The organism is Mycobacterium paraseoulense (assembly GCF_010731655.1).
Classification (GTDB): Bacteria; Actinomycetota; Actinomycetes; order Mycobacteriales; family Mycobacteriaceae; genus Mycobacterium; species Mycobacterium paraseoulense.
In genome coordinates, this window is the sequence record NZ_AP022619.1 from 133,810 (window position 1) to 159,709 (window position 25,900).

Sequence of the window (25,900 nt, forward strand, 5' to 3'; positions counted from 1 at the left end):
AACGGTAACGTGCAAGTCATCAACGGCCCGAACCTGGGCCGGCTGGGCCGCCGCGAGCCCGAGGTGTACGGGGACACCACGCACGAGGAACTGGCCGCGCTGATCGAGCGGGAGGCCGCCGCGCTCGGGCTGAAAGCCGTTGTGCGCCAAAGCGACAACGAATCCCAATTGCTGGACTGGATTCATTCGGCCGCCGATGCGGGCGAACCGGTGATCCTCAACGCCGGCGGCCTCACCCACACCTCGGTGGCGCTGCGCGATGCGTGCGCCGAGTTGCGCGCGCCCCTGATCGAGGTGCACATCTCCAATGTGCATGCGCGCGAGGAGTTTCGGCGTCACTCGTATCTCAGCCCGGTCGCGACCGGTGTGATCGTCGGGCTGGGGATCCAGGGCTACCTGCTGGCCCTGCGGTATCTGGCGGAAGCCGCCAAGGGCTAGGTGTACTCGGCCACGAGGTTGGTCACAGTCGGCTGATGGGTGGTAGTCCGTCGAGTGCGCTGTGGCGTCGTTGAGTGTTGTAGAACTCGAGCCATGGGGCAAGGGCGTTTGCCCGCTCGGCGTTGGAGGTAAAAACTCTGCGGTAGCACCACTCGGTTTGCAGGGTGCGGTTGAATCTCTCTACCTTGCCGTTCTGCCAGGGGCAGTGCGGTTTGATGAACAGATGCCTGGTGCTGAGCTGGGCAATAACGGCTGCCACAGCAGCTGACCGACGATAGCTGAGATGGTTGTCGGTGATGATGCGTTCGATGCGTGAAATGCCTTGCGCCACAAAATAGTCAGCGGCCCGCTCGATGAAGCCCGCACACGTTGGACCTTTCTCGTCGGGCAGGATCTCGGAATAGGCGAGTCGGCTGTGGTCATCGACCATCGAGTGCACGTAGTCATAGCCGTTGCCGCGGCCGCGGACCTCTTCGCTGCGCCCATGAGCTCGCCACCCACCACCGTCGGGGATGCGGCTGAGTTTCTTGACATCGACGTGGACCAATTCGCCGGGACGGTCTCGCTCGTAGCGCACCGCGGTAGCCTTCGCGGCCTTGATCACCGCTCCCGTCATCGGATCACAGTCACGCAGGTAGGGCTGGCCGTGGCGGCGCAAGATGCGTCCGACCGTGCGGGCCGGCACTCCCAATTCTGGACCCAGCCAATCCGGGCCACGCCGATGCTCACGGCGTGCCGCCAGGACCTGCTGCTCAACAGCCGCCGGTGTGCGCCGGGGTGAGCAGTGCGGACGCGAGGACCGATCAAACAGCCCGACTGATCCCTCAGCGGCATAACGGCTGATCCAGGTGTGGACACACTTGCGGGAGATTCCCATCGCCTCAGCGATCTGGGCTTGCTTCCATCCGCTTTGGTGACGTTCGACGATGAGCAGTCGACCATGAAACGTCGTGCGGGCATTACGGTGGGACACGAGAACCTCCGGAGCAGGTATGGGCCTTCGACAAGCCACACCCCACCCGGGGGTTCTCCTCACATCAAGCCGACACGCCTGCTACCAACCTCGTGGCCGAGTACAGCTAGGCCTTACCCGATTCGGGCGTGGTGTGCTCGTCGCCGGGCTTGCGGATCACCTCGGTTTTGGGGTCGTCCTCAGTCTTGGCGATCGTTTCGGTGGGGGCGTCACGCTCGGCCGTTTCGGTGGGTGCCTCGCGCTCGGCCGTGGCGACCGCCGCGGTCCGCTCCTCGTGCTGCGCTCCGGCCGCGGGGATCTCCCCGGTCGGCGCGTCGTCACCGCGCACCGCCGAGAACACGTCGGTGTCACTGTCGCGCCCTTGCTTGTCGCCGAGGCCGTGGCGCTTCTCCGGCTCCTTCTCGTACTGCCGGTCGATCCGCCACCGGCCGATGGTGACGCCGATGATCCCGGGCAGGAACACGCACAGCGCGGTGAACGCCGCGAACGTGGTCAGTTCGTTGATCAGCCCGCCGGTGTAGAGGCCCTTGTACACCAGCGCGATGAGCCAGGAGACGGCGCCGGACAGGACGCCGGCCACCAGGCCGGCCAGCAGCCAGGTCATCGCCAGGTCGCGGCGCCGGTCGGGGTCCCGGTTCTCGTTGGCGTCGGCCCGGCCGTCGAGCACCCCCCATACGGCCACGCCGATGATGAACAGCAGGAGCAGCACCACGCTGAAAAGCCCGGCCTGCGTCTGCCACGCGTTGATCAACGCGCCTTGGAACAATCGCACCACTACCATCGCCGCGGCGTAGACCAATCCGCGCAGCATCCAGGACCTCATGGGCAATCAGCGTAGCGAGTACCGTCAAGGGTCGTGACACATTCTCAGCGTCGGGACAATCTGAAAGCGCAAATCGGGGCCGTTGGACTGGACGCGATGCTGGTCAGCGACCTGAACAACGTCCGCTACCTGTCCGGCTTCACCGGGTCGAACGGCGCGTTGCTGGTTTTCGCCGACGATCGCGGCCCGGTGCTGGCCACCGACGGCCGGTATCGCACCCAGGCCGCCGAGCAGGCGCCGGGACTCGAGATCGCCATCGAGCGCGCCCTGGGACGCCACCTCGTCGGCCGGGCGGCCGAGGGCGGTGTGCAGAGGCTGGGCTTCGAAAGCAACGTGGTGACCGTCGACGCGTTCGACGCCCTGACCAGCGAGCTCGGTGAACGTAAGGCGGCCACCGAGCTGGTGCGGGCCGCCGGCACCGTCGAGGGGCTGCGTGAGGTCAAGGACGACGGCGAGGTGGCGCTGCTGCGGCTGGCCTGCGAGGCGGCCGACGCCGCGCTCGCGGAGCTGGTGGAGCGAGGCGGCCTGCGGCCCGGGCGGACCGAGCGGGAGGTGAGCCGCGAGCTGGAGGCCCTGATGCTCGACCACGGCGCCGACGCCATCTCCTTCGAGACCATCGTTGCCGCCGGCCCCAACTCGGCGATCCCGCATCACCGCCCCACCGACGCGGCCCTGGCGACGGGCGATTTCGTCAAGATCGACTTCGGCGCGCTGGTGGGCGGCTATCACTCCGACATGACCCGCACCTTCGTGCTCGGCAAGGCCGCCGACTGGCAACTCGAGATCTACCGGCTGGTCGCCGACGCGCAGCGGGCCGGCCGCGAGGCGCTCCGCCCGGGCGCAAGCCTGCGTGACGTCGACGGCGCCGCGCGCCGGCTGATCGTCGATGCGGGCTACGGCGAGCACTTCGGCCACGGGCTGGGGCACGGCGTGGGGTTACAGATCCACGAGGCGCCGGGAATCGGTGCCACGTCCACCGGCACGCTGCTGGCGGGCTCCGTCGTGACCGTCGAACCGGGCGTCTACCTGCCCGGTCGCGGCGGCGTGCGGATCGAGGACACCCTGGTCGTGCCCGGCGAGACGGCGGCGACCGGCGGGCGGGCACCGGAACTGCTGACCAGGTTCCCCAAGGAGCTGGCCGTTCTCGGCTAGGCAAACCGCGCCATTTGGCGGGCCGGGGCCCCGGGGTAAAGTCGGGTGGCGTGAGCGGGGTGGAGCCAATCGAACGCGGTCTGGCGCGCTTGCGGGATTTTCGGTGGGACGTACATTCCCAGCCCTTGCGGGAGATGCGGCTGGAGATCGACATCGTGTATTTCGCGGTCCCCGTGCCGTTCACCGGCGGGAGAAAACTGAACGTTCCCCTGCTGACGATGATCAAGCCGCTGCGGCCCTCACCGGACGAGCCGGCCGAGGCCGGCCCCTAACCCGTCCGGCGGGGCCCGATGGGCCACCCCGACGCGCTGGGCCCGGCCGCGACGCGCCTTAGACTGACGGACACATTGCAGACAGCTCGCGAACGACTGTCCATTCCCCATAGGAGATACACCGAACCGTGGCAAGCACCGCCGATTTCAAGAACGGACTGGTGCTGGTGATCGACGGCCAACTCTGGCAGATCGTCGAATTCCAGCACGTCAAACCCGGCAAGGGTCCGGCCTTCGTGCGCACCAAGCTGAAAAACGTGCTGTCCGGCAAGGTCGTCGACAAGACCTACAACGCGGGCGTGAAGGTGGAAACGGCGACGGTCGACCGGCGCGACACCACGTACCTGTACCGCGACGGCTCGGACTTCGTGTTCATGGACAGCCAGGACTACGAGCAGCACCCGCTGCCGGAATCGCTGGTCGGCGACGCCGCCCGGTTCCTGCTGGAGGGCCTGCCGGTGCAGGTGGCGTTCCACAACGGGGCGCCGCTGTACATCGAACTGCCCGTGTCGGTCGAGATGGAGGTCACCCACACCGAGCCCGGCCTGCAGGGCGACCGGTCCAGCGCCGGCACCAAACCCGCCACCGTGGAGACGGGGGCGGAGATCCAGGTGCCGCTGTTCATCAACACCGGCGACAAGCTGAAGGTGGACACGCGCGACGGCAGCTACCTGGGGCGCGTCAACGCGTGAGCAGGCCCGTCAGGGGACGCCATCAGGCCCGCAAGCGCGCCGTTGACCTGCTGTTCGAGGCCGAGGCCCGCGGGCTGGGCGCGGCCGAGGTCGTCGACGTGCGCGCCGCGCTGGCCGAAACCAACCCCGACGTGGCGCCGCTGCAGCCGTACGCCGTCGCGGCCGCCCGCGGCGTCGACGGGCACGCCGCGCACATCGACGACCTGATCAGTTCGCACCTGCAGGGCTGGACGCTGGACCGGCTGCCCGCCGTCGATCGCGCCATTCTTCGGGTCGCCGTGTGGGAGTTGCTCTACGCCGACGACGTCCCGGAGCCGGTCGCCGTGGACGAGGCCGTGCAACTGGCCAAGGAGCTGTCCACCGACGACTCGCCGGCCTTCGTCAACGGCGTGCTGGGCCAGGTGATGCTGGTGACGCCGCAGATCCGGGCCGCCGCCGCGGCGGTCCGCGCGGGCGCCGCCGCCGCGGCGGAGAACGAGGAACCCCCGGCGTGACCCGGCTGGAGCTGCGCGCCGTCGTCGCGGGGTTGCTGGCCGCGACGGTGGTGCTGGGCGCCGTGGTGTGCGCCGCCTTCGGGTGGACGATCGTCGCGTCGGCGCTGTCCATCTACGCGCTCGCGGTGGGCGCGTGGCTGTATCACTGCGTCGAACGCCTGATCGTCGCCCGCCGCATCAGCACCGTTCGCTCGGCCGCCAGGCCGCTGCAGCCGCTGCTGCCGGTGATGGCCGCGATCATGGGCCTGACCCAGTCGGTGGTCAGGTCGCTGACCGACGTCACCGAGCTACCGGCCCGGCGCTGGGACCTTCCGGTGCTGCGCTGGGTCGACGGCACGCGCGCCAATCGGCGCGTGGTGGACGCCGACGACGAGCTGGACGGCTGATCGAGCTCACGCGAAACGATCACGTGGGCGGCGCGGCGGGGTGAGAATACAAGTCGCTCAGAAGAACAGGTGAGGTCATGACTCGATACACCACCCAGCCGCGACGACTCCGCGTCTCCGCGCTGGCGGCGGTGGCCAACCCCTCCTATGCCCGCGTCGACACCTGGAACCTGCTCGACGACGCGTGCCGGCACCTCGCCGAGGTGGACCTGGCCGGGCTCGACAAGACCCACGACGTGGCCCGGGTGAAACGCCTGATGGACCGCATCGCCGCCTACGAGCGGTACTGGCTGTACCCGGGCGCGCAGAACCTGGCGACCTTCCGCGCCCACCTGGAGAGCCTGTCCACCGTGCGGCTCACCGAAGAGGTTTCCATGGCCGTCCGGCTGCTGAGCGAATACGGCGACCGCGCAGGGCTTTTCGACACCTCGGCGCCGCTGGCCGACCAAGAGCTGGTAGCCCAGGCCAAACAGCAGCAGTTCTACACCGTTTTGCTCGCCGACGACGCGCCCGCGACGGCCCCGGACTGCCTGGCCGAATGCCTGCGGGACCTGCGCAACCCGTCCGACGACGTGCAGTTCGAGATCCTGGTGGTGCCCAGCGTCGAAGACGCCATCACCGCGGTCGCCCTGAACGGGGAGATCCAGGCCGCCATCATCCGCGACGACCTGCCGCTGCGCTCCCGGGACCGGCTGCCGCTGATGAACACGCTGCTCGGGCCCAACGAGGATGCGGACGGGGTCATTCCCGACCGTGCCAACGACTGGGTGGAGTGCGGCGAGTGGATCCGCGAGCTGCGGCCCCACATCGACCTGTATCTGCTGACCGACGAGTCCATCGCGGCGGGCGACGACACCGAGCCCGACGTCTACGACCGGACGTTCTATCGGCTCAACGATGTCACCGACCTGCACAGCACCGTGCTCGCCGGACTCCGGAACCGTTACGCCACACCGTTTTTCGATGCGTTGCGGGCGTATGCGGCGGCACCGGTCGGCCAATTCCACGCGTTGCCCGTCGCCCGGGGTGCCAGCATCTTCAACTCGAAGTCGTTGCAGGACATGGGCGAGTTCTACGGCCGCAACATCTTCATGGCCGAGACATCGACCACGTCGGGCGGCCTCGACTCGCTGCTCGACCCGCACGGCAACATCAAGAAGGCGATGGACAAGGCCGCGCACACCTGGAACTCCGACCAGACCTATTTCGTCACCAACGGGACCTCCACCGCCAACAAGATCGTCGTGCAGTCCCTGACCCGGCCGGGCGACATCGTGCTGATCGACCGCAACTGCCACAAGTCTCACCATTACGGGCTGGTGCTGGCCGGTGCCTACCCGCTGTACCTGGACGCCTACCCGTTGCCGCAGTTCGCGATCTACGGGGCGGTGTCGCTGCGCACGATCAAGCAGACACTGCTGGACCTCGAAGTGGCCGGTCAGCTGGACCGGGTGCGCATGCTGCTGCTGACCAACTGCACCTTCGACGGCGTGGTGTACAACCCCTTCCAGGTCATGCAGGAGGTCCTGGCGATCAAGCCGGACATCTGCTTCTTGTGGGACGAGGCGTGGTACGCCTTCGCCACCGCCGTGCCGTGGGCCCGGCAGCGCACGGCGATGGTGTCGGCCGAGCGCCTCGAGCAGATGCTCGCATCGCCGGAATACGCGGCGCAGTACCGGAATTGGGCAGCCGAGATGGAAGGGGTCGACCGGTCGGAGTGGGTCGACCGCCCGCTGTTGCCCGACCCGTCCCGCGCACGGGTTCGCGTCTACGCCACGCATTCGACGCACAAGTCGCTGTCGGCGCTTCGCCAGGCGTCGATGATCCACGTCCGCGACCAGGACTTCAACGCCCTGGCGCGCGACGCGTTCGGTGAGGCCTTCCTGACCCACACCTCGACCTCACCGAACCAGCAACTGCTGGCGTCGCTGGACCTGGCCCGCCGGCAGGTCGACATCGAGGGCTTTCAGCTGGTCCGGCAGACCTACGACATGGCGCTGGTGTTTCGCCATCGGGTGCGCCGAGACCGGTTGATCAGCAAGTGGTTCCGCATCCTCGACGAGTCCGACCTGGTGCCCGAGGAGTTCCGCGCGTCGTCGGTGAGTTCTTACCGCGAGGTCCGGCAGGGCGCGCTGGCCGAGTGGAACGAGGCGTGGCGGTCCGACCAGTTCGTGCTGGACGCGACGCGGGTGACGCTGTTCGTCGGCAAGACCGGAATGAACGGGTACGACTTCCGCGAGAAGATCCTGATGGAGCGCTTCGGCATCCAGATCAACAAGACGTCGATCAACAGCGTGCTGCTGATCTTCACCATCGGTGTCACCTGGTCGAGCGTGCATTATCTGCTCGACGTATTGCGCAGGGTGGCAATCGATTTCGATCGTACCGAGAATGCGGCCAGCGTCGCCGACCGGGCGTTGCACCAGCGTCACGTCGAGGAGATCACCCAGGACCTGCCGCACCTGCCCGACTTCAGCGAGTTCGACGTCGCCTTCCAGCCCGTCGACGGGTGCATGTTCGGCGACATGCGGTCGGCCTTCTACGCCGGATACGAGGAGTCCGACCGCGAGCACGTCCTGATCGGCATGGCCGGGCGGCGGTTGGCCGAGGGCAAGACGCTGGTGTCCACCACGTTCGTGGTGCCGTACCCGCCGGGCTTCCCGGTGCTGGTCCCCGGGCAGGTGGTCTCCAAGGAGATCATCTACTTCCTGGCCCAGCTCGACGTCAAAGAGATCCACGGCTACAACCCCGACCTCGGGCTGTCGGTGTTCACCGAGGCGGCGCTGGCGCGCATGGAGGCGCAGCGCAGCGCGGCGACCGCCGCGGTCGGTTCGGCGTTTCCGGCCTTCGAGTTGCCGCCGGACGCCTCCGGGCTCAACGGCGCGCTCAACGGCGACGCGGCCGCCCAGGCGGTCAGCGAAGACGCCTGAACCTAAGCGCCAGGCGGGGTCGAGTCTTGCGGTGCGCGCTGCGGCCAGCCGAGTTCGCCACGCCGGATCCCTCGGGTGATCTCGTCGTTGCGGGCCGCGCTGCCGGCCGGGGCCGCCTCCGGACAGCTGCAGCTGAGGGTGTTGAACGGGCTGGGATCGGCGCCGGCCGGCGCCGCGCCCGCCAGCCCGGAGCCCAGGACGATCGCGAGATAGGCCAGCGTTCGTACGGTTAGCCGGTTGTTGCGGCGCGCAGGGCGTGCAGTACCAGACATGACAAGACCAGCCTAGGAGGGGATCGCTGAGAGGCCGCTGAGAAGCGCGCTGAGCTGGGTGTCCCGCGGTCCTCGGCCCTGCAGAATCGGAGGTGTGCAGTTGCCTCGCCTGCCACACTGGGGCATCCCCACCCGCTCGGCGGCGGTGTCGGCGGTCGTCGTGCTCTGCGCGCTCGCCCTTGCCGGCGCGGGATTGGACGCGTTCCTGTATCGGTCCCTACTGACGGGCGTCGATTACGCCGCCGCCGAGAGAGTGCGCGATCTGCGGAAGGCGCTCCAGTCCGATCCGCCGGCCGGCCTCGACAGCGCCCTGCTGAGCACCGACCAACGGGTGGTCGCCGTTCAAGTGATCGCCCCCGACGGGAAGGTGGTGAAGCGGTCGCGCTCCGCGCCCGGCGCGCCGCTCGTTCCGGTCGGCGAGTTCGGTTTCGATCTGCGTCGCGGATTGTCCGACGACGCGGTGGCAGGTGACGACATGCGCGTCAGCGGCCAACGGGTCGCGACCGCATCCGGCGATTACACGGTGCTCGTGGGCGGCGGTAGCCAGGCGGTCGAGGCGACCGCACGGACCGTCGCCCTGCTGTTGGCGGGCGGTGCGCCCCTCGTCATCGCGGGGGCAGCCATCGCCACGTTCTGGCTCGTTCGCCGGTCGCTGCGCTCCGTGGAGGCGATCCGCGCGCACGTGGCCGAGATCTCGGCCTCGGACCTGGCAGAACGGGTGCCCGTGCCGAACGGCCGCGACGAGATCGCCGCGCTGGCGGTCACCATGAACCAGATGCTCTCCCGCATCGAAGCCGGCCACCGGGCGCAGCAACGCTTCGTCGGCGACGCCTCGCATGAACTGCGCAGCCCGCTGGCCACCATCATCTCCGGACTGGAGGTGGCCGAGGCCCACCCCGATCTGCTCGACGCGGAATTGGCGGTCAACACCCTACTGCCCGAGGCGCAACGCATGCACACGCTGATCGAGGACCTGCTGCTGCTGGCCCGGGCCGACGAGCGAAGCCTCGGGCGGTGCAAAGAGGAGCTGGCCCTCGATGACGTCGCTGCCCTCGAGGCCGCCCGCGCGCGGCGCGACGCGCGCTGCCCGATCGATACCGACCTCCGCGCGATGCGTTGCACCGGTGACCCGGTGGCAATCTCGCGAATGATCCGCAATCTCGTGGAAAACGCCGTCCGCCATGCTAGTTCGCGCGTTGCCCTGGAAGTCGGCGGCAGCGCGGGGATGGCCGTCGTCACCGTGAGCGACGACGGCCCCGGGATTCCGCCGGCCGACCGGGCCCGGGTGTTCGAACGCTTCGTGCGTCTGGATTCAGACCGCGCCCGCAGCGGCGGGGGAGCGGGGCTGGGCCTCGCCATCGTCGCCGAGGTCGTCGCCGCGCACGGCGGCACGGTCACCGTCGACGACCGCCCGGGCGGCGGGACGCGGATGGTCGTGTCCCTGCCGCAGCGCGCGCCTCAGCACACCAGCCGGTAGCCGACGCCCCGGATCGTCTGGATGGTGTTGGTGCCGAACGGAATGTCGATCTTGCGACGCAAATATCCCACGTAAACCTCGACCACGTTGTCGGGGCCGTGATAGTGCGCGTCCCACACGTTGCGCAGTATCTCGGCCTTGGTCACGACCATGTCCAGATTGCGCATCAGAAACTCGAGCACGCCGAACTCCCGCGGAGTCAAGGTGATCGGGGTGGAATCACGTCGGACCGTGTGCCGCGCCGGGTCGAGCACCAGCGACCCGGCCGTCAGCACCAGCGGCCGCTGCGGGACGCCGCGACGCACCAGCGCACGCAGCCGCGCCACGAGCACCCGGAACGAGAACGGTTTGGTCAGGTAGTCGTCTGCTCCCAGGTCGAACGCATCGGTCTCGTCGTACTCGCCGTCTTTGGCCGTCAGCATGAGGACCGGCGTCCACACGTTTCGCGCCCGCATTCGGCGCAGCACCTCGTAGCCGCTGTGGCCGGGGAGCATGATGTCGAGGATCACCACGTCGAAGCCGTTGTCGATCGCCTCCCGCAGACCGTCGACGCCCGTGCCGACCGCCACGACGACGAATCCCTCCGCCTCGAGCCCCCGGGCGAGGGTCGCCGACAGCCGCGCTTCGTCCTCGACGAGCAGGACCCTCACGGCGTCACGCCTCTTCGGCAGCCGCACCGGGGTGGCGCCCCGCGCGCTGCGGCAGGACGACGAGCAACGCCACGATGACCGCGGCGATCACCGCTGAGGCCAGCGGGCGGCTCAGGGCCAGCCCGCCGTCGGCGACCGGCTTGTCGATAAAGTCACCCACCGTCGCGCCCAATGGCCGGGTCAGGATGAACGCGACCCAGAACAACGCCACGCGCGACACCGCGGTCCAGTAGTAGAGCGCCACGACCACCGCCAGCCCGGCCGCGAACACCAAAGCCCCACGCTCATAACCGAAATCTCGCGTGTCGGCGAGCCAATCGCCGAGTGCGGTACCCAGGGTCTGCGAGAAAGTGATTGTCGCCCAATAGAACGCCTCCACTTTCGGCGTCGAGACGGTGGTGACCGATACGGTGCCCTGCGACCAACGCCACAGGCCCAGGGTGGCCAGGAGGCAGGCCAACAGCAGCAGGGACCCGCCCGTGTAACCGATGCCGAGCGATCGGTCGGCGAAGTCGGCCAACACCGTGCCGAACGTCGTCGAGGCCACGATCGTCGCCCAGTACAGGGCCGGGTGGAAGCGCTCGGCGAAGATCTGCGCGGCGACCAGCACCACCAGCGCGAGGCCGAAGAGCGCAACCCCGGCGGCGTAACCCCAGTTCAGGGTCATCGTGACGGTGTCGCCGCCCGTCTCGCCCAGGGTGGTCGCCAGGACCTTGATGATCCAGAAGCCCAGGGTGACCGCCGGCACCTTGGTCAACGCGTGTCGCGCAACATCACTCATCCACAGTCATCTTTCGGTGTCGTCGCTCAGGCATTTCTAGAGTAGCCGCGCTGAGAAAACGCTGAGTCCCGGCATAAGAGAATGCTGTGCTCACGCTGTGAATCGCGGTCTTTCGGCAGCCGTTCCCGTTTGTCCCTAAACCGGTTCTCGCACAATGTAATTCGGTGTCTGATGATGTCTGGCCGGAGCGCTGACGCTGAGGGGTGAATATCAATCGGCTTAGCATTCAATAAGTTACGGCGATCTTGGTGCGCGGCGCCCGGTGGACGCCGTGCCACGATGGATGGCATGCTCACCGACGCCAGCAGCGCGAGCCGGCTCGGCGATGGCGCGCGCTGGTCGGTCATGATCGTCTCCTTGTGCGTGACGGCGACGTCATTCCTCTTCATCAATGGCGTTGCCTTCCTGATCCCCTCGCTGCAGGCGCGCCGCGGCATCCCGTTGAGCCAAGCCGCATTGATCGCGTCCATGCCGAGCTGGGGCATGGTGGTGACGCTGGTGCTGTGGGGCTGGGTATTGGACCGCGTCGGTGAGCGGGTCGTGCTGACGGCCGGTTCGGCGCTCACGGCCGCAGCGGCGTGCGCCGCGGCGTCGGCCCATTCGATGGTGGCTGTCGGCGTCTTCCTGTTTCTCGGCGGGATGGCGGCGGCCAGCTGCAACACCGCCGGCGGGCGGCTGGTGTCCGCGTGGTTCCCGTCGCACCAACGGGGCCTGGCGATGGGCATCCGGCAGACCGCGCAGCCATTGGGCATCGCCTTGGGCGCGTTGGTGATACCTGAGCTGGCCGAGCGCGGTCCCCGTTCGGGACTGACGTTCCTCGCGCTCATGTGCACGATGGCGGCGGTGGCCAGCGCGTTGGGGATCGTCGATCCGCCGCGGAAATCGCGCAAGATAGCCAGCGACGCAGAACTGGCCAGCCCATATCGTGGGTCGCCCGTGCTGTGGCGAATTCACGCGGTGGGCGCCCTGCTGATGATCCCGCAGACGGTGACCGTGACGTTCATGCTCGTGTGGCTGATGAATCGCCACGGCTGGTCGGTCGCGGCCGCCGGCGGCCTTGTCACGGTATGCCAGTTGCTGGGCGCGGCGGGCCGAATCGCGGTCGGACGTTGGTCGGATCGCATCGGCTCGCGGATGCGGCCGGTCCGCACCGTCGCCCTGGCCGCCGGGCTGGCCCTGTTCCTGCTTGCCGTCGCCGACGGCATCGGTTCGGGCTACGACGTGTGGCTCATGGCCGCCGTCTCGGTGATCGCGGTGCTCGACAACGGGCTGGAGGCGACCGCCATCACCGAGTTCGCCGGGCCATTCTGGAGCGGGCGCGCCTTGGGCCTGCACAACACCACGCAGCGGCTATCGGCCGCCGCGGGACCCCCACTCTTCGGCGCGCTGATCATGGCCGCCGAATACCCACCGGCCTGGGCGCTTTGCGCGTTGTTCCCGCTCGCGGCCGTCCCGCTGGTGCCCGCCGGCTCGGGCGGACCCGACGCGGAAGCAGGGGAAAGTGTTGTGCCACAACGATCCCGGCGGGATCGCGAGGTGATCGAGGCCTTATGATCGTGCGCTCGGTGCTGGACCACGCCGGGTAGCCCGGCCATCGCGTGTGCGCTGAGGGTTTTCAGTGTGCGCTCCCGGCGGCGACACGCCGTTGACTGCCGCCCCGGCCGCACACTGAAGTACTCAGCGCAGGATTCGGGCGAACAGCAGGCTGTCTTGCGGCTCGAGGCCCAGGTTCGGGTAGACGGCGTGGCGGGCCAGGCGGCCCTCCAGCACGAAACCGGCGCGCTCGAGCAGCCGCGCCGACCGCTCGTTGTCGACGTTGCACGTGGCCCACACCCGATACACCGCCCGGTCGCTGTCGAGCGCGGTCAACAGCATGTCGAGCACCTCGGCCATCAGGCCCTTGCCCCACCACCGTCGGCCCAGGCAGTAACCGATCTCGACCGAGTGCGGCACCGGGCGCCGGCAGCTGGCCAGCCCGACCACGTCCCCGCTGTGCCGTAACTCGATCACCCAGGTCCGCTCGTCGGCGGTGGCGTTGAGCTTTTCGGTGATCACCCGCCGCGTCGCCGCCACGTCGGGATGCGGCGTCCACATCAGATACCGGGTGACCTCGGGATCGCGGGCGACCCGCTGAAACAGCGCGCCGGCGTCGTCGAGGACGGGCCTTCGCAGCACCAGCCGGGGCCCGGTGATGCGGTCGGGTGGGTAGTCGGCCACGGGGCTAGAGGCCGAGCGCCTGATAGGTGCGGCGGACGAACTTCGGTTGCACCGATTGAAGTTTCGCCAGCGAGGTGTTGCCCGCGACCGCCGCGGCAACGTCCGCGGACATGTCGGGCAGGTTCTGGACCAGATAGAGCAGGACCAGCTCGGCGGTCGGGTCGGCCTGCCACCACGTCCCATAGGCGCCGGGCCAGCTGAAGGTCCCGAGCCCACCCGGCCCGAACAGCGGTGCGCTTCGTGCCGGATCGGTCACCACCGACAGGTTCAGCCCGAAGCCGCGGCCCACCCAATACGGCGCCCCCAGGAAGTTGTGGCGCTTCTGTTCGTCGGACAGCCGGTCGGTCCGCATCAGCCGGGCGGACTCGGCCGAGAGCACCCGCACGCCGTCGATCGTTCCCTCGCCGAGCAGCATCCGCACGAACCGCAGGTAATCGTCGGCGGTCGACCACAGGCCGCCGCCCGCGTTGGCGAACGACGGCGGCTTGATATGCGGCGGCCCCATCGCGTCGTGGTGCAGTTCGCCCCGCTCGTCGAGCCGGTACATGGTGGCCGCGCGGCGGCGCGCCTCGGGGGAGACGAAGAACCCGGTATCCGGCATGCCCACCGGGCCCAGCACCCGTTCGTCGAGGACCTGGTCGAACGGCTTGCCCTCGATGCGCGCCGCGATGACGCCCAGCAGGTCGATGGAATGGCTGTAGGTGAGCCGGTCGCCCGGCTGATGCACCAGCGGTAGCGTGGCCAGCTCGGCCAGCCAGGCGTCCGGACCCTGGTTGAACGGCAGCCGCATGTATGCCTTGGCGATCGGCCCGGACACCGAGAAGCTGTAGGCCAGGCCGCTGGTGTGGGTGAGTAGGTCCTCGATCAGGATGGCGCGCCGCGCCGGATGCGTCCGGTCCAGCGGGCCGTGCGGCTCGTCGAGCACGCGCACGTCGGCGAGCTCCGGCGCCCAGCGCACGACCGGGTCCTTCAGCGTCAGCTTGCCCTCGTCGACCAGGCTCATCACCGCCGCGACGGTAACCGGCTTGGTCATCGATGCGATCCGGAACAGAGTGTCGCGTCGCATCGGCAGGCCCGCGTCCACGTCGCGATGGCCGATTTCGTTGACCTGCAGCACTTCTCCGCGTTGCCAGACCATCGTCACCGCGCCGGCGAGCATGCCGGCGTCGCACACTTCGCGGATGGAGGCCGCGTTGGCGTCGAGATTCACCCGAATCACGTTAGCGTCGGGCCCGGGGCGCGCCGACGTCAGACTAGGGCCGTCGCCCTGCCAGCGCGTCGTCGACGGTGGGATAGAGCTCGATGAACTCGTCGAGGCCCACGATGCGCAGGGGCCGGCTGGTGGCCGAGCCGTCGGCCGCCACCCGCAATGAGGTCGGGCTGTCCTGGGTCAGGCGATGCACCTCGACCAGCACGGTGATGCCCGCCGAGGACAGGAAGTCCACCCCGGTGAGGTCGATGACGAGCACCGCGGGCGTGCCGGACAGGGCGACGTCGATATGCGTGGCGAGCGAGGGCGCGGTGATGATGTCCACCGCGCCACTGACCTCGAGGATCACCGCCTCACCGGCATCGCGGCGGTTGACCCAGAACTCTTCGCCCATGACGATCCGAACCGTACTGCCTGGTCGCGGCGACCGATTAACCGGGCCGTAACCCGCCGGCCGCGGTGGGCCGCCCGGCAAGATGTCGTGATGGTTTCGGTTGAGCAAAGGTACTGCAGCTTGCCCGCGGGGCGTGGCCCCGTATCGCCTGGTGGGCTTTAGTGTTGGCTGCTATGGCCGGACCGAACAATTGCGTGAAGCGCTGGCGCACAGCGCTTCACGCGATGGCGTCGGCATTGCTGGTTGCCATCCTCGGACTCGCCGTCACTCCCGCAGCTCACGCGGCTGCGGCCGCGGCGACGTTGTCGGTCGAGCACGCGTGGCAGACCGGTTTCATCGCGAACTTCACCGTCACCAACTTGAGCGCGGTGCCGCTCACCGATTGGCGGCTTGACTTCGACATGCCGGCCGGACAATCCGTCCTGCACACGTGGAACAGCACCGTTACCCAATCGGGCACCCACTACGTGCTCACCCCCGCGAATTGGAATCGCAGCATTGCACCCGGCGGATCAGCCACAGGTGGCATGAGAGGCGTGGTCACCGGTTCCTTCTCGCCACCGTCGAATTGTGTGCTCAACGGGCAGTATCCCTGCACCTAGCGGCGCCGTGCGCGGACGTACCAGAACGCCATTTCGACCTGTGCGCCGTCCACCTCGCGGCGCATCGTGGCGGGCTCCAGCGACGCGATGTCCCACCCCGCGCCGCCCAGGACCTCGCGCAGCGTCTGCTCGGAGACCGCCGGCCGGGGCCACCGTTCGTCGGGGGCGTTCGCGTCGGAGAAGCAGCTGATCAACAGCGTGGCGCCCGGCCTGGTCGCGCGGTGCACCGCGGCGGCGTAGCTGCGCTTGCCGTCGTCGTCGAGGCAGTGGAACATGCCGCTGTCGATGACGGTGTCGAACGCGTTGGTGTAGCCCGCCAGCTCGGTGGAATCGGCGACGGCGAAGGTGACGTTGACGTCGGCATCGGCGGCCCTGCGCTCGGCGGTGATCAGCGCGGTGGGCGAGATGTCCAACCCGGTCACCCGGAACCCGTTCTGCGCCAGATAGATGGCGTTGTCGCCGAGGCCGCAGCCGATGTCCAGGACGTCACCGTGGACCCAGCCCCCGCCATGCCAGGCGATGACATTGTCCTTGGGCGCCTTGGTGTCCCACGGCGGTGTCGTCATCGGCGGGATGCCTTCGCCGGGGCTCTCGCCGCGGTAGAGCGCGTCGAAGTCCATTCGCTGCAGTCCGGAGAAGCCCGAGTCGTTCATTTCCGCCAGGGTAGTGCGGCCGGGTCCGCTCCCGCCGGTACGCGTGGGACGGGTGTGGCGGCGCGGGTGATCGACCGCGGCGCCGGTCGTGCCTCGCACCGCGCGCTTTCGAAGAAGTGCTACGCTGCCGGGCAGTCGACATCCTTTAACGATCCGTCCGGCGAGGCGGAGAAGGAGGTCAAGGTTTCGCATGGGTGCAGCGGGTGACACCGGCACCGGCCGCGAGTTGATGTCGGCGGCCGACGTGGGTCGCACCATTTCCCGTATCGCGCATCAGATCATCGAAAAGACCGCGCTGGACGGACCCGACGCGCCGCGCGTGGTGCTGTTGGGCATCCCGACCCGCGGCGTGATCCTGGCCAGCCGGCTGGCCACCAACATCGCGGAATACAGCGGGGTGGAGGTCGGCCACGGCGCCCTCGACATCACCCTCTACCGCGACGACCTGATGCAGAAGCCGCCGCGGCCGCTGGAGGTCACCTCGATCCCGGCCGGCGGCATCGACGACGCGCTGGTGATCCTCATCGACGACGTGCTGTACTCGGGGCGCTCGGTGCGCTCGGCGCTGGACGCGCTGCGCGACGTCGGCCGCCCGCGGGTGGTGCAGCTGGCGGTGCTGGTCGACCGGGGTCACCGCGAACTGCCGCTGCGCGCCGACTACGTCGGCAAGAACGTGCCCACCTCGCGCAGCGAGAGCGTGCACGTGCTGCTGAGTGAGCAGGACGGGCGCGACGGGGTGGTGATCTCGCGATGACGCGTCACCTGCTGGCCGCCGGCGACCTCAGCCGCGACGAGGCCACCGCCATCCTCGACGACGCGGACCGGTTCGCCGAGGCGCTGGTGGGCCGCGAGGTCAAGAAGCTGCCGACCCTGCGCGGCCGCACGGTGATCACCATGTTCTACGAGAACTCCACCCGCACCCGGGTGTCCTTCGAGGTGGCGGGCAAGTGGATGAGCGCCGACGTGATCAACGTCAGCGCCGCCGGATCGTCGGTGGGCAAGGGCGAGTCGCTGCGCGACACCGCCTTGACGCTGCGGGCGGCCGGCGCCGACGCGCTGATCATCCGCCATCCGGCCTCCGGCGCGGCCCACCTGCTGGCCGACTGGACGTGCGCCGACGGCGACTCCGGCCCCTCGGTGATCAACGCCGGGGACGGCACCCACGAGCATCCGACGCAGGCGTTGCTGGACGCGCTGACCATCCGGCAGCGCCTCGGCGGCATCGAGGGCCGGCGCGTCGTGATCGTCGGCGACATCCTGCACAGCAGGGTCGCCCGGTCCAACGTCATGCTGCTGAACACCCTGGGCGCCGAAGTGGTGCTGGTCGCGCCGCCGACGCTGCTGCCGGCGGGGGTCGACGGCTGGCCGGTCACCGTCTCGGGCGACTTCGACGCCGAGCTGCCCGCCGCCGACGCGGTGCTGATGCTGCGGGTGCAGGCCGAGCGGATGAACGGCGGCTTCTTCCCGTCGGTGCGCGAATACTCCTCCCGCTACGGGCTTTCCGATCGCCGCCAGGCGATGCTGCCCGGCCACGCCGTGGTGCTGCACCCCGGCCCGATGCTGCGCGGCATGGAGATCGCGTCGTCGGTGGCCGACTCGTCGCAATCGGCCGTGCTGCAACAGGTCTCCAACGGTGTGCACGTGCGGATGGCGGTGCTGTTCCACGTGCTGGTGGGCGCGGAGTCCGCCGGTAAAGAGGGGGCGGCATGAGCGTGCTGATCCGCGGGGTCCGGTTGTACGGCGAGGGCGACCGGGTCGACGTACTGGTCGGCAGTCCCGGCTTCGAAGGCCAGATCGCCGAGATCGGGCCGAAGCTGGACATCCCCGACACCGCCGACGTCATCGACGCGACGGGCCACCTGCTGCTGCCCGGGTTCGTCGACTTGCACACCCATCTGCGCGAGCCGGGCCGCGAATACGCCGAGGACATCGAAACAGGCTCGGCCGCAGCGGCTTTGGGCGGCTACACCGCCGTATTCGCGATGGCCAATACCAATCCGGTCGCCGACAGCCCGGTGGTCACCGACCACGTCTGGCACCGCGGCCAGCAGGTCGGCCTGGTCGACGTGCACCCCGTCGGCGCCGTGACGGTCGGACTGGCCGGCACCGAACTCACCGAGATGGGCATGATGGCGGCCGGGGCCGCGCAGGTCCGGATGTTCTCCGACGACGGCGTCTGCGTGCACGACCCGCTGGTGATGCGGCGCGCCCTCGAGTACGCCACCGGCCTGGGGGTGCTCATCGCCCAGCACGCCGAGGAACCCAGGCTGACCGTCGGCGCCGTCGCCCACGAGGGGCCGGCGGCCGCCCGGCTGGGGCTCTCGGGATGGCCGCGGGCCGCCGAGGAATCGATCGTCGCCCGTGACGCGCTGCTGGCGCGCGACGCCGGCGCCCGCGTCCACATCTGCCACGCGTCCACCGCGGGCACCGTCGAGCTCCTGAAATGGGCTAAGGGGCAAGGCATCTCGATCACCGCCGAGGTCACCCCGCATCACCTGTTGCTCGATGACAGCAGGCTGGCCAGCTACGACGGGCGCAACCGCGTCAACCCGCCGCTGCGCGAAGCCGCCGACGCGGTCGCGTTGCGCCAGGCCCTGGCCGACGGCGTCATCGACTGTGTGGCCACCGACCACGCCCCGCACGCCGAACACGAGAAGTGCGTGGAGTTCGCCGCGGCGCGCCCCGGCATGCTGGGCTTGCAGACCGCGCTGTCGGTGGTGGTGCGGACCATGGTGGAGCCCGGGCTGATGACCTGGCGCGACGTCGCCCGGGTGATGAGTGAAAAGCCCGCGGCCATCGTCGGCCTGCCCGACCACGGCCGCCCGCTGGAGGTGGGCGAGCCGGCCAACCTGACGGTGGTGGACCCCGACGCCACCTGGACCGTCGCCGGGTCCGATCTGGCCAGCCGGTCGGCCAACACGCCATTCGAGTCGATGACCCTGCCCGCCACCGTGACGGCGACCATGCTGCGCGGGAAGGTCACGGCTCGAGACGGGAAGTGCCCGGCATGAATTCAGGCACGCTGGTGGGGTCGCTGATCTTCGCGGCCGTGCTGGTGGTGGTGATCGCGGTGGTGATCCAGCTGATGATGCGCAGCTGGCGGCGTCGCTCGGAGCGGCAGGCGGAACTGATCGGCGACCTGCCCGACCTGCCCGGCCAGGCGGGCGAGGTGGTGATCACCACCCGCGGTCACTATTGCGGTTCCATGATGGCGCCGGGGTGGAGCGAGCGGATCACGGCCGGCGATCTGGGTTTCCGCAGCAAAGCGGTGCTGACCCGCTACGCCGAGGGGATCATGGTGGAACGCGTCCGGGCCCAACCGATTTGGATTCCACAAGACTCGATCACCGGTATCCGTATCGAGCGCAGCATGGGCGGCAGGGCCGTGGCCCGGATCGGGATCCTGGCGATTCGCTGGCGGCTGCCATCCGGGGTCGAGATCGACACCGGTTTTCGGGCGCAGCACCGCGAGGAATACGCCGCATGGCTGGAGTCTGAGGAGGAGCGGCGCGCGTGAGTAAAGCAGTACTGGTACTCGAGGACGGGCGCGTCTTCACCGGCACGGCGTTCGGCAAAGTCGGCCAAACCCTCGGTGAGGCCGTGTTTTCCACCGGCATGTCCGGCTACCAGGAGACGCTGACCGATCCGAGCTATCACCGGCAGATCGTGGTGGCCACCGCGCCGCAGATCGGCAACACCGGCTGGAACAACGAGGATGCCGAAAGCCGCGGCGACAAGATCTGGGTCGCCGGTTACGCCGTGCGCGACCCGTCACCGCGCGCGTCCAGCTGGCGCGCCACCGGCACCCTGGAGGACGAGCTGGTGCGCCAGCACATCGTCGGGATCGCCGGCATCGACACCCGGGCGGTGGTGCGCCACCTGCGCACCCGCGGCTCGATGAAGGCGGGGGTGTTCTCCGGTGCGGCGCTCGCCGACCCGGCCGAGCTGGTGGAGCGGGTGCGGGGGCAGCAGTCGATGTTGGGCGCCGATCTGGCCGGCGAGGTCAGCACCCCGGAGCGCTACATCGTCGAATCGGAAGGCCAGCAACGGTTTACGGTGGTCGCGCTGGATCTGGGTATCAAGACCAACACCCCGCGCAACTTCGCCCGTCGCGGCGTCCGCAGCCACGTGCTGCCCTCGTCGACGAGCTTCGAGGAGATCGCCGGCATCTCACCCGACGGCGTGTTCTTGTCCAACGGCCCCGGTGACCCCGCCACCGCCGACCACGTCGTCGCCCTCACCCGCGAGGTGCTGGGCGCGGGCATCCCGTTGTTCGGCATCTGTTTCGGCAACCAGATCCTGGGCCGGGCGCTGGGCCTGTCCACCTACAAGATGGTCTTCGGCCACCGCGGCATCAACATCCCGGTCATCGATCACGCCACCGGGCGGGTGGCGGTGACCGCGCAAAACCACGGTTTCGCGTTGGAAGGCGAGGCCGGCCAGTCCTTCGACACACCGTTCGGCCCGGCCGTCGTCAGCCACACCTGCGCCAACGACGGGGTGGTCGAGGGCGTCAAACTCGCAGACGGGCGGGCGTTCTCGGTGCAATACCACCCGGAGGCCGCCGCCGGGCCACACGACGCGGAGTACCTGTTCGACCAATTCATCGACCTGATGGCCGCCCAACAGAGCGAAAGGGGGCGCTAGTGCCGCGTCGCACCGACTTGCGCCACGTGCTGGTGATCGGCTCGGGGCCGATCGTCATCGGCCAGGCGGCCGAGTTCGACTACTCCGGCACCCAGGCCTGCCGCGTGCTGCGGGCGGAGGGGCTGCAGGTCAGCCTGATCAACTCCAACCCGGCCACCATCATGACCGACCCGGAGTACGCCGACCACACCTACGTCGAGCCGATCACGCCGGCCTTCGTTGAGCGGGTGATCGCCCAGCAGGCCGAGCGCGGCAACAAGATCGACGCGCTGCTGGCCACCCTGGGTGGGCAGACCGCGCTCAACACCGCGGTCGCGCTGCACGAGAACGGGGCGCTGGAGCGCCATGGCGTCGAGCTCATCGGGGCCGACATCGACGCCATCCAGCGCGGCGAGGACCGGCAGATGTTCAAGGACATCGTCGCCAAGGTCGGCGGTGAATCCGCCCGCAGCCGAGTGTGTTTCACCATGGAAGAGGTTCGCGAGACGGTCGAGGAACTCGGGCTGCCGGTCGTGGTGCGGCCCAGCTTCACCATGGGTGGGCTGGGGTCGGGCATGGCGCGGTCCGTCGAAGAGGTCGACCGGATGGCCGGCGCCGGCCTGGCCGAAAGTCCCAGCGCCAACGTGCTCATCGAGGAATCGATCTACGGCTGGAAGGAATTCGAGCTCGAGCTGATGCGCGACGGCAACGACAATGTGGTCGTGGTGTGCTCGATCGAGAACTTCGACCCGATGGGCGTCCACACCGGCGACTCCGTCACCGTGGCGCCGGCCATGACGCTGACCGACCGGGAATATCAGCGGATGCGGGACCTGGGCATCGCGATCCTGCGCGAGGTCGGGGTGGACACCGGCGGCTGCAACATCCAGTTCGCGATCAACCCGGCCGACGGCCGGCTGATCGTCATCGAGATGAACCCGCGGGTGTCGCGGTCCAGCGCGCTGGCCTCCAAGGCCACCGGCTTCCCGATCGCCAAGATCGCCGCGAAGCTGGCCATCGGGTACACCCTCGATGAGATCGTCAACGACATCACCAAGGAAACCCCGGCCTGTTTCGAACCCACCCTCGACTACGTCGTCGTCAAGGCGCCGCGGTTCGCGTTCGAGAAGTTCCCCGGGGCGGACCCCACGCTGACCACCACCATGAAGTCCGTCGGCGAGGCAATGTCGTTGGGCCGCAACTTCATCGAGGCGCTCGGTAAGGTGATGCGGTCGCTGGAAACCACCCGTGCGGGTTTCTGGACCAAGCCGGACCCGGACGGGGACGTCCACGACGTGCTCGACCGGCTGCGCACCCCGACCGAGGGCCGGCTCTACGATATCGAGCTGGCGCTGCGGCTGGGCGCCTCGATCGAGCAGGTCGCCGAGGCCAGCGGCGTCGACCCGTGGTTCGTCGCCCAGATCGGCGAGCTGGGCAAGCTGCGCAGCGAGCTGCTCGACGCCCCGGTGCTCGACGCCGACCTGCTGCGGCGGGCCAAGCACAGCGGGCTGTCGGACCGCCAGATCGCGTCCCTGCGGCCGGAACTGGCGGGGGAGAATGGCGTGGCCTCGCTGCGCGGGCGGCTGGGCATTCACCCCGTGTACAAGACCGTCGACACCTGCGCGGCCGAGTTCGAGGCCAAGACGCCCTACCACTACAGCAGCTACGAGCTCGATCCGGCCGCCGAGACCGAGGTGGCCCCGCAGGCCGAGCGGCCCAAGGTGCTGATCCTCGGGTCCGGACCAAACCGCATCGGCCAGGGCATCGAATTCGACTACAGCTGCGTGCACGCGGCAACCACGTTGAGCCAGGCCGGCTTTGAGACGGTGATGGTCAACTGCAACCCCGAGACGGTTTCCACCGACTACGACACCGCCGACCGGCTGTACTTCGAACCCCTGACGTTCGAGGACGTCCTCGAGGTGTACCGCGCCGAAAGCCAGTCCGCCGGCGACGGCCCGGGCGCCGTCGGAGTCATCGTGCAGCTGGGCGGCCAGACCCCGCTCGGGTTGGCGCAGCGTCTGGCCGACGCGGGGGTCCCCATCGTGGGCACCCCGCCGGAGGCGATCGATTTGGCCGAGGACCGCGGCGCCTTCGGCGACGTGCTCACCGGCGCCGGCTTGCCCGCGCCGAAATACGGCATGGCGACGACTTTCGCGCAGGCCCGCCGGATCGCCGACGAGATCGGTTACCCGGTGCTGGTGCGGCCGTCGTACGTGCTGGGCGGCCGCGGGATGGAGATCGTCTACGACGACGAGACGCTGGAGGGCTACATCACCCGCGCCACCGAGCTGTCGCCCGAGCACCCGGTGCTGGTGGACCGCTTCCTCGAGGACGCGGTGGAGATCGACGTCGACGCGCTGTGCGACGGCGCCGAGGTCTACATCGGCGGCATCATGGAGCACATCGAGGAGGCGGGCATCCATTCCGGCGACTCGGCGTGCGCGCTGCCGCCGGTCACGTTGGGCCGCAGCGACATCGAGAAGGTGCGCCACGCGACGGAGGCCATCGCGCACGGCATCGGAGTGATCGGGCTGCTCAACGTGCAATACGCGCTGAAGGACGACGTGCTCTACGTCCTGGAGGCCAACCCGCGCGCCAGCCGCACCGTCCCGTTCGTCTCCAAGGCCACCGCGATCCCGCTCGCCAAGGCGTGCGCCCGGATCATGTTGGGCGCCACCATCGCCCAGCTGCGCGCCGAGGGCATGCTGGCGGCGTCCGGGGACGGCGCCCACGCGGGCCAGAACGCGCCGATCGCGGTCAAGGAAGCCGTGCTACCGTTCCACCGCTTCCGCCGCGCCGACGGCGCCGCCATCGATTCACTGCTCGGCCCGGAGATGAAATCGACCGGCGAGGTGATGGGCATCGACCGCGACTTCGGCAGCGCCTTCGCCAAGAGCCAGACCGCCGCCTACGGCTCGCTGCCCGCCGAGGGCACCATCTTCGTCTCGGTCGCCAACCGGGACAAGCGGTCGCTGGTGTTCCCCGTCAAGCGCCTGGCCGACCTGGGCTTCCGCGTCCTGGCCACCGAGGGCACTGCGGAGATGTTGCGCCGCAACGGAATTCCCTGCGACGAGGTGCGCAAGCACTTCGAGCCGCCGCAGCCGGGCCGCCCGGCGGTGTCCGCCGTCGACGCGATCAAGGCCGGCGAGGTCGACATGGTGATCAACACCCCCTACGGCAACTCCGGCCCGCGCATCGACGGCTACGAGATCCGTTCGGCCGCGGTCTCGGTCAACATCCCCTGCGTCACGACCGTGCAGGGTGCGTCCGCCGCCATCCAGGGCATCGAGGCGGGCATCCGCGGCGACATCGGCGTGCGGTCCCTGCAAGAACTGCACAGCCTGATCGGCCAGGGCGCCGCGCCCGGGGAAGGCGCCCGGTGACGGGGTTCGGTCTCCGGCTCGCCGAGGCCAAAGCGCAACGCGGCCCGCTGTGCGTGGGCATCGACCCGCACCCCGAGCTGCTGCGCGCCTGGGATCTGCCGACCACCCCCGACGGGCTGGCCGCGTTCTGCGACATCTGCGTCGAGGCGTTCGCCGGTTTCGCCGTCGTCAAGCCGCAGGTGGCGTTCTTCGAGGCCTACGGCGCCGCCGGGTTCGCGGTGCTCGAAGCCACCATCGCGGCGCTGCGTTCGGCCGGCGTGCTGGTGCTGGCCGACGCCAAGCGCGGAGACATCGGCACGACCATGGCGGCCTACGCCGCCGCCTGGGCGGGTGACTCGCCGCTGGCCGCCGACGCCGTGACGGCCTCGCCCTACCTGGGGTTCGGCTCGCTGCGGCCGCTGCTCGAGGCCGCGGCGGCCTACGATCGGGGCGTGTTCGTGCTGGCCGCCACCTCCAACCCCGAGGGCGCGACCGTGCAGCGCGCCGCGTTCGACGGGCGCACGGTGGCCCAGCTGGTCGTCGACCAGGCCGCGGTGGTGAACAAGTCCGCCGCGCCGTCCGGCGACGGCTACGTCGGCGTGGTGGTGGGTGCGACCGTCCTGCAGGCGCCCGACCTCAGCGCGCTGGGCGGACCGGTGCTCGTGCCGGGCCTGGGTGTGCAGGGCGGGCGGCCCGAGGCCCTCGCCGGGCTGGGCGGGGCGAATCCCGGGCAGCTGTTGCCCGCGGTGGCCCGCGAGGTGCTGCGCGCGGGACCCGGCGTGACCGAACTGCGGGCGGCCGGCGAGCGGATGCTCGACGCCGTCGCCTACCTGGGAGCCCCCTAGCGCCCTCCTGGGCGCCGAGCGCGCGCCTCAAGCCCCCCCGGGGGCCCCAGGGCGTCAGTCCGACGTGAGCGCCGTCCTGGGCCGGGCGGTCTCCACGATCACGGTGGTGGCCTTGACGACGGCCACGGCGACGCTGCCGGGCCGCAACTGCAGCTCCTCGGCGGCCTCGGTGCTCATCAGGGACACCACGGTGAACGGGCCGCACTGCATCTCCACCTGGGTCATCACCTTGTCGCTGGTGACCTTGGTGACCAGCCCGACGAAGCGGTTGCGGGCCGAGCTGCCGATGCTGAGCGGGTCCGGCGGCGGGGCGGGCGCGTTGGTCCGGGAAAACCGGGCCAGGTCCTCGCTGGCGATGACCTTGCGGCCGGCGGCGTCGTGACCGACCGCCAACGATCCCTGGTTGATCCAACGCCGGACGGTGTCGTCGCTGACTCCGAGCAGCTCAGCGGCCTGACGGATCCGCAGGTTGGACACCGTTCGATGGTAACCCGGCGAGTGTTGGCCGGACGTCGTAGCGCAATTCGCGCCCGATCGCGGCCACGGCCGGGCGGCGCGGCGCGACACGCGCGACACGCGACGGAAAATGCGTGATGCCCGGCACGACGCGTTTCGGCCCGCCGCCGCCGGGCTTCGTCGTGGTGCCCG

At 69.4% G+C, this 25,900-nt stretch carries 27 protein-coding genes; 17 read left to right on the forward strand and 10 right to left on the reverse strand.

What is annotated here, in order from left to right:
• Positions 1–9: 9 nt before the first annotated feature.
• A complete protein-coding gene (aroQ, locus tag G6N51_RS00680; RefSeq protein WP_142275274.1) occupies positions 10–438 on the forward strand; it encodes a type II 3-dehydroquinate dehydratase in 429 nt (142 codons plus the stop codon).
• A 22-nt stretch (positions 439–460) separates the two neighbouring features.
• Here the strand turns inward: aroQ and G6N51_RS00685 are convergent, their stop codons facing one another.
• The gene (locus G6N51_RS00685; protein WP_142275300.1) at positions 461–1,411 is read right to left on the reverse strand and encodes an IS481 family transposase; all 951 of its coding nucleotides are present in this window, start codon (positions 1,409–1,411) and stop codon (positions 461–463) included.
• Positions 1,412–1,517: 106 nt separating this feature from the next.
• Positions 1,518–2,234: a B-4DMT family transporter gene (locus G6N51_RS00690; protein ID WP_167528567.1), complete on the reverse strand. Its 717-nt coding sequence runs from the start codon at positions 2,232–2,234 to the stop codon at positions 1,518–1,520.
• Between the two features lie 33 nt (positions 2,235–2,267).
• Here G6N51_RS00690 and G6N51_RS00695 point away from each other — a divergent pair, with 33 nt between their 5' ends.
• The 6 genes from G6N51_RS00695 (at position 2,268) to G6N51_RS00720 (ending at position 8,160) form a co-directional block, all read left to right on the forward strand.
• The gene (locus G6N51_RS00695) at positions 2,268–3,386 is read left to right on the forward strand and encodes a M24 family metallopeptidase (protein WP_083173963.1); all 1,119 of its coding nucleotides are present in this window, start codon (positions 2,268–2,270) and stop codon (positions 3,384–3,386) included.
• A gap of 50 nt (positions 3,387–3,436) precedes the next feature.
• Positions 3,437–3,658 carry a hypothetical protein gene (locus G6N51_RS00700; protein WP_232078144.1) on the forward strand — a complete coding sequence of 74 codons (222 nt, stop codon included), beginning with the start codon at positions 3,437–3,439 and terminating at the stop codon, positions 3,656–3,658.
• A 128-nt stretch (positions 3,659–3,786) separates the two neighbouring features.
• Complete coding sequence (gene efp, locus G6N51_RS00705) at positions 3,787–4,350, forward strand: elongation factor P (RefSeq protein ID WP_007171952.1); 564 nt, start codon at positions 3,787–3,789, stop codon at positions 4,348–4,350.
• On the forward strand, positions 4,347–4,844 hold the full coding sequence (gene nusB / locus G6N51_RS00710; RefSeq protein ID WP_083173964.1) for a transcription antitermination factor NusB: 498 nt from the start codon (positions 4,347–4,349) through the stop codon (positions 4,842–4,844). Before efp ends, nusB begins: the two co-directional genes overlap by 4 nt.
• On the forward strand, positions 4,841–5,230 hold the full coding sequence (locus G6N51_RS00715; RefSeq protein WP_083173965.1) for an antitermination protein NusB: 390 nt from the start codon (positions 4,841–4,843) through the stop codon (positions 5,228–5,230). Before nusB ends, G6N51_RS00715 begins: the two co-directional genes overlap by 4 nt.
• Positions 5,231–5,307: 77 nt before the next feature.
• The gene (locus tag G6N51_RS00720) at positions 5,308–8,160 is read left to right on the forward strand and encodes an aminotransferase class I/II-fold pyridoxal phosphate-dependent enzyme (RefSeq protein ID WP_083173966.1); all 2,853 of its coding nucleotides are present in this window, start codon (positions 5,308–5,310) and stop codon (positions 8,158–8,160) included.
• Between the two features lie 2 nt (positions 8,161–8,162).
• On the opposite strand, the gene G6N51_RS00725 is transcribed toward G6N51_RS00720, so the two are convergent.
• Positions 8,163–8,432 carry a hypothetical protein gene (locus G6N51_RS00725; RefSeq protein WP_142275135.1) on the reverse strand — a complete coding sequence of 90 codons (270 nt, stop codon included), beginning with the start codon at positions 8,430–8,432 and terminating at the stop codon, positions 8,163–8,165.
• A gap of 94 nt (positions 8,433–8,526) precedes the next feature.
• Between G6N51_RS00725 and G6N51_RS00730 the strand changes: the two genes are divergently transcribed.
• Positions 8,527–9,909, forward strand: coding sequence for a HAMP domain-containing sensor histidine kinase (locus G6N51_RS00730; RefSeq protein ID WP_142275136.1), 1,383 nt, complete (start codon positions 8,527–8,529; stop codon positions 9,907–9,909).
• Here the strand turns inward: G6N51_RS00730 and G6N51_RS00735 are convergent.
• Together G6N51_RS00735 and G6N51_RS00740 are read right to left on the reverse strand one after the other, a co-directional pair.
• Entirely contained in the window at positions 9,891–10,559 is a 669-nt protein-coding gene (locus tag G6N51_RS00735; protein ID WP_083174010.1) for a response regulator transcription factor, read from the reverse strand. The two genes, G6N51_RS00730 and G6N51_RS00735, sit on opposite strands and share 19 nt — an antisense overlap.
• Positions 10,560–10,563: 4 nt before the next feature.
• On the reverse strand, positions 10,564–11,340 hold the full coding sequence (locus G6N51_RS00740; RefSeq protein ID WP_083173968.1) for a COG4705 family protein: 777 nt from the start codon (positions 11,338–11,340) through the stop codon (positions 10,564–10,566).
• Between the two features lie 288 nt (positions 11,341–11,628).
• Between G6N51_RS00740 and G6N51_RS00745 the strand changes: the two genes are divergently transcribed.
• Positions 11,629–12,894: an MFS transporter gene (locus tag G6N51_RS00745; protein WP_083174011.1), complete on the forward strand. Its 1,266-nt coding sequence runs from the start codon at positions 11,629–11,631 to the stop codon at positions 12,892–12,894.
• Positions 12,895–13,017: 123 nt separating this feature from the next.
• Here G6N51_RS00745 and G6N51_RS00750 read toward each other — a convergent pair whose 3' ends face one another.
• From G6N51_RS00750 to G6N51_RS00760, 3 genes are read right to left on the reverse strand one after another with little or no spacing between them, the layout of a single operon-like run.
• Positions 13,018–13,557, reverse strand: coding sequence for a GNAT family N-acetyltransferase (locus G6N51_RS00750; RefSeq protein ID WP_083173969.1), 540 nt, complete (start codon positions 13,555–13,557; stop codon positions 13,018–13,020).
• 4 nt (positions 13,558–13,561) lie between these two features.
• The gene (locus G6N51_RS00755) at positions 13,562–14,767 is read right to left on the reverse strand and encodes a serine hydrolase domain-containing protein (protein WP_083174012.1); all 1,206 of its coding nucleotides are present in this window, start codon (positions 14,765–14,767) and stop codon (positions 13,562–13,564) included.
• Positions 14,768–14,810: 43 nt separating this feature from the next.
• Positions 14,811–15,161 (reverse strand): STAS domain-containing protein, encoded by a 351-nt coding sequence (locus G6N51_RS00760; RefSeq protein ID WP_083173970.1) that lies wholly within the window; start codon positions 15,159–15,161, stop codon positions 14,811–14,813.
• Between the two features lie 173 nt (positions 15,162–15,334).
• On the opposite strand from G6N51_RS00760, the gene G6N51_RS00765 reads away from it, so the two are divergent.
• On the forward strand, positions 15,335–15,763 hold the full coding sequence (locus G6N51_RS00765) for a cellulose-binding domain-containing protein (RefSeq protein ID WP_083173971.1): 429 nt from the start codon (positions 15,335–15,337) through the stop codon (positions 15,761–15,763).
• On the opposite strand, the gene G6N51_RS00770 is transcribed toward G6N51_RS00765, so the two are convergent.
• Positions 15,760–16,392 (reverse strand): class I SAM-dependent methyltransferase, encoded by a 633-nt coding sequence (locus G6N51_RS00770; RefSeq protein WP_142275138.1) that lies wholly within the window; start codon positions 16,390–16,392, stop codon positions 15,760–15,762. The genes G6N51_RS00765 and G6N51_RS00770 overlap by 4 nt on opposite strands.
• A 214-nt stretch (positions 16,393–16,606) precedes the next feature.
• Here G6N51_RS00770 and pyrR point away from each other — a divergent pair, with 214 nt between their 5' ends.
• From pyrR to pyrF, 7 genes are read left to right on the forward strand one after another with little or no spacing between them, the layout of a single operon-like run.
• The gene (gene pyrR, locus G6N51_RS00775) at positions 16,607–17,170 is read left to right on the forward strand and encodes a bifunctional pyr operon transcriptional regulator/uracil phosphoribosyltransferase PyrR (protein WP_083173973.1); all 564 of its coding nucleotides are present in this window, start codon (positions 16,607–16,609) and stop codon (positions 17,168–17,170) included.
• A complete protein-coding gene (locus G6N51_RS00780) occupies positions 17,167–18,126 on the forward strand; it encodes an aspartate carbamoyltransferase catalytic subunit (protein ID WP_083173974.1) in 960 nt (319 codons plus the stop codon). The genes pyrR and G6N51_RS00780 overlap by 4 nt, the downstream gene beginning before the upstream one ends.
• Positions 18,123–19,427 (forward strand): dihydroorotase, encoded by a 1,305-nt coding sequence (locus G6N51_RS00785; protein WP_083173975.1) that lies wholly within the window; start codon positions 18,123–18,125, stop codon positions 19,425–19,427. Before G6N51_RS00780 ends, G6N51_RS00785 begins: the two co-directional genes overlap by 4 nt.
• Complete coding sequence (locus tag G6N51_RS00790; protein ID WP_083174013.1) at positions 19,424–19,933, forward strand: PH-like domain-containing protein; 510 nt, start codon at positions 19,424–19,426, stop codon at positions 19,931–19,933. Before G6N51_RS00785 ends, G6N51_RS00790 begins: the two co-directional genes overlap by 4 nt.
• Complete coding sequence (carA, locus tag G6N51_RS00795; protein WP_083173976.1) at positions 19,930–21,063, forward strand: glutamine-hydrolyzing carbamoyl-phosphate synthase small subunit; 1,134 nt, start codon at positions 19,930–19,932, stop codon at positions 21,061–21,063. Before G6N51_RS00790 ends, carA begins: the two co-directional genes overlap by 4 nt.
• On the forward strand, positions 21,063–24,428 hold the full coding sequence (carB, locus tag G6N51_RS00800) for a carbamoyl-phosphate synthase large subunit (RefSeq protein ID WP_083173977.1): 3,366 nt from the start codon (positions 21,063–21,065) through the stop codon (positions 24,426–24,428). Before carA ends, carB begins: the two co-directional genes overlap by 1 nt.
• Positions 24,425–25,252 carry an orotidine-5'-phosphate decarboxylase gene (gene pyrF / locus G6N51_RS00805; RefSeq protein WP_083173978.1) on the forward strand — a complete coding sequence of 276 codons (828 nt, stop codon included), beginning with the start codon at positions 24,425–24,427 and terminating at the stop codon, positions 25,250–25,252. The genes carB and pyrF overlap by 4 nt, the downstream gene beginning before the upstream one ends.
• Before the next feature lie 54 nt (positions 25,253–25,306).
• On the opposite strand, the gene G6N51_RS00810 is transcribed toward pyrF, so the two are convergent.
• Entirely contained in the window at positions 25,307–25,729 is a 423-nt protein-coding gene (locus tag G6N51_RS00810; RefSeq protein WP_083173979.1) for a TOBE domain-containing protein, read from the reverse strand.
• Between the last annotated feature and the right edge of the window lie 171 nt (positions 25,730–25,900).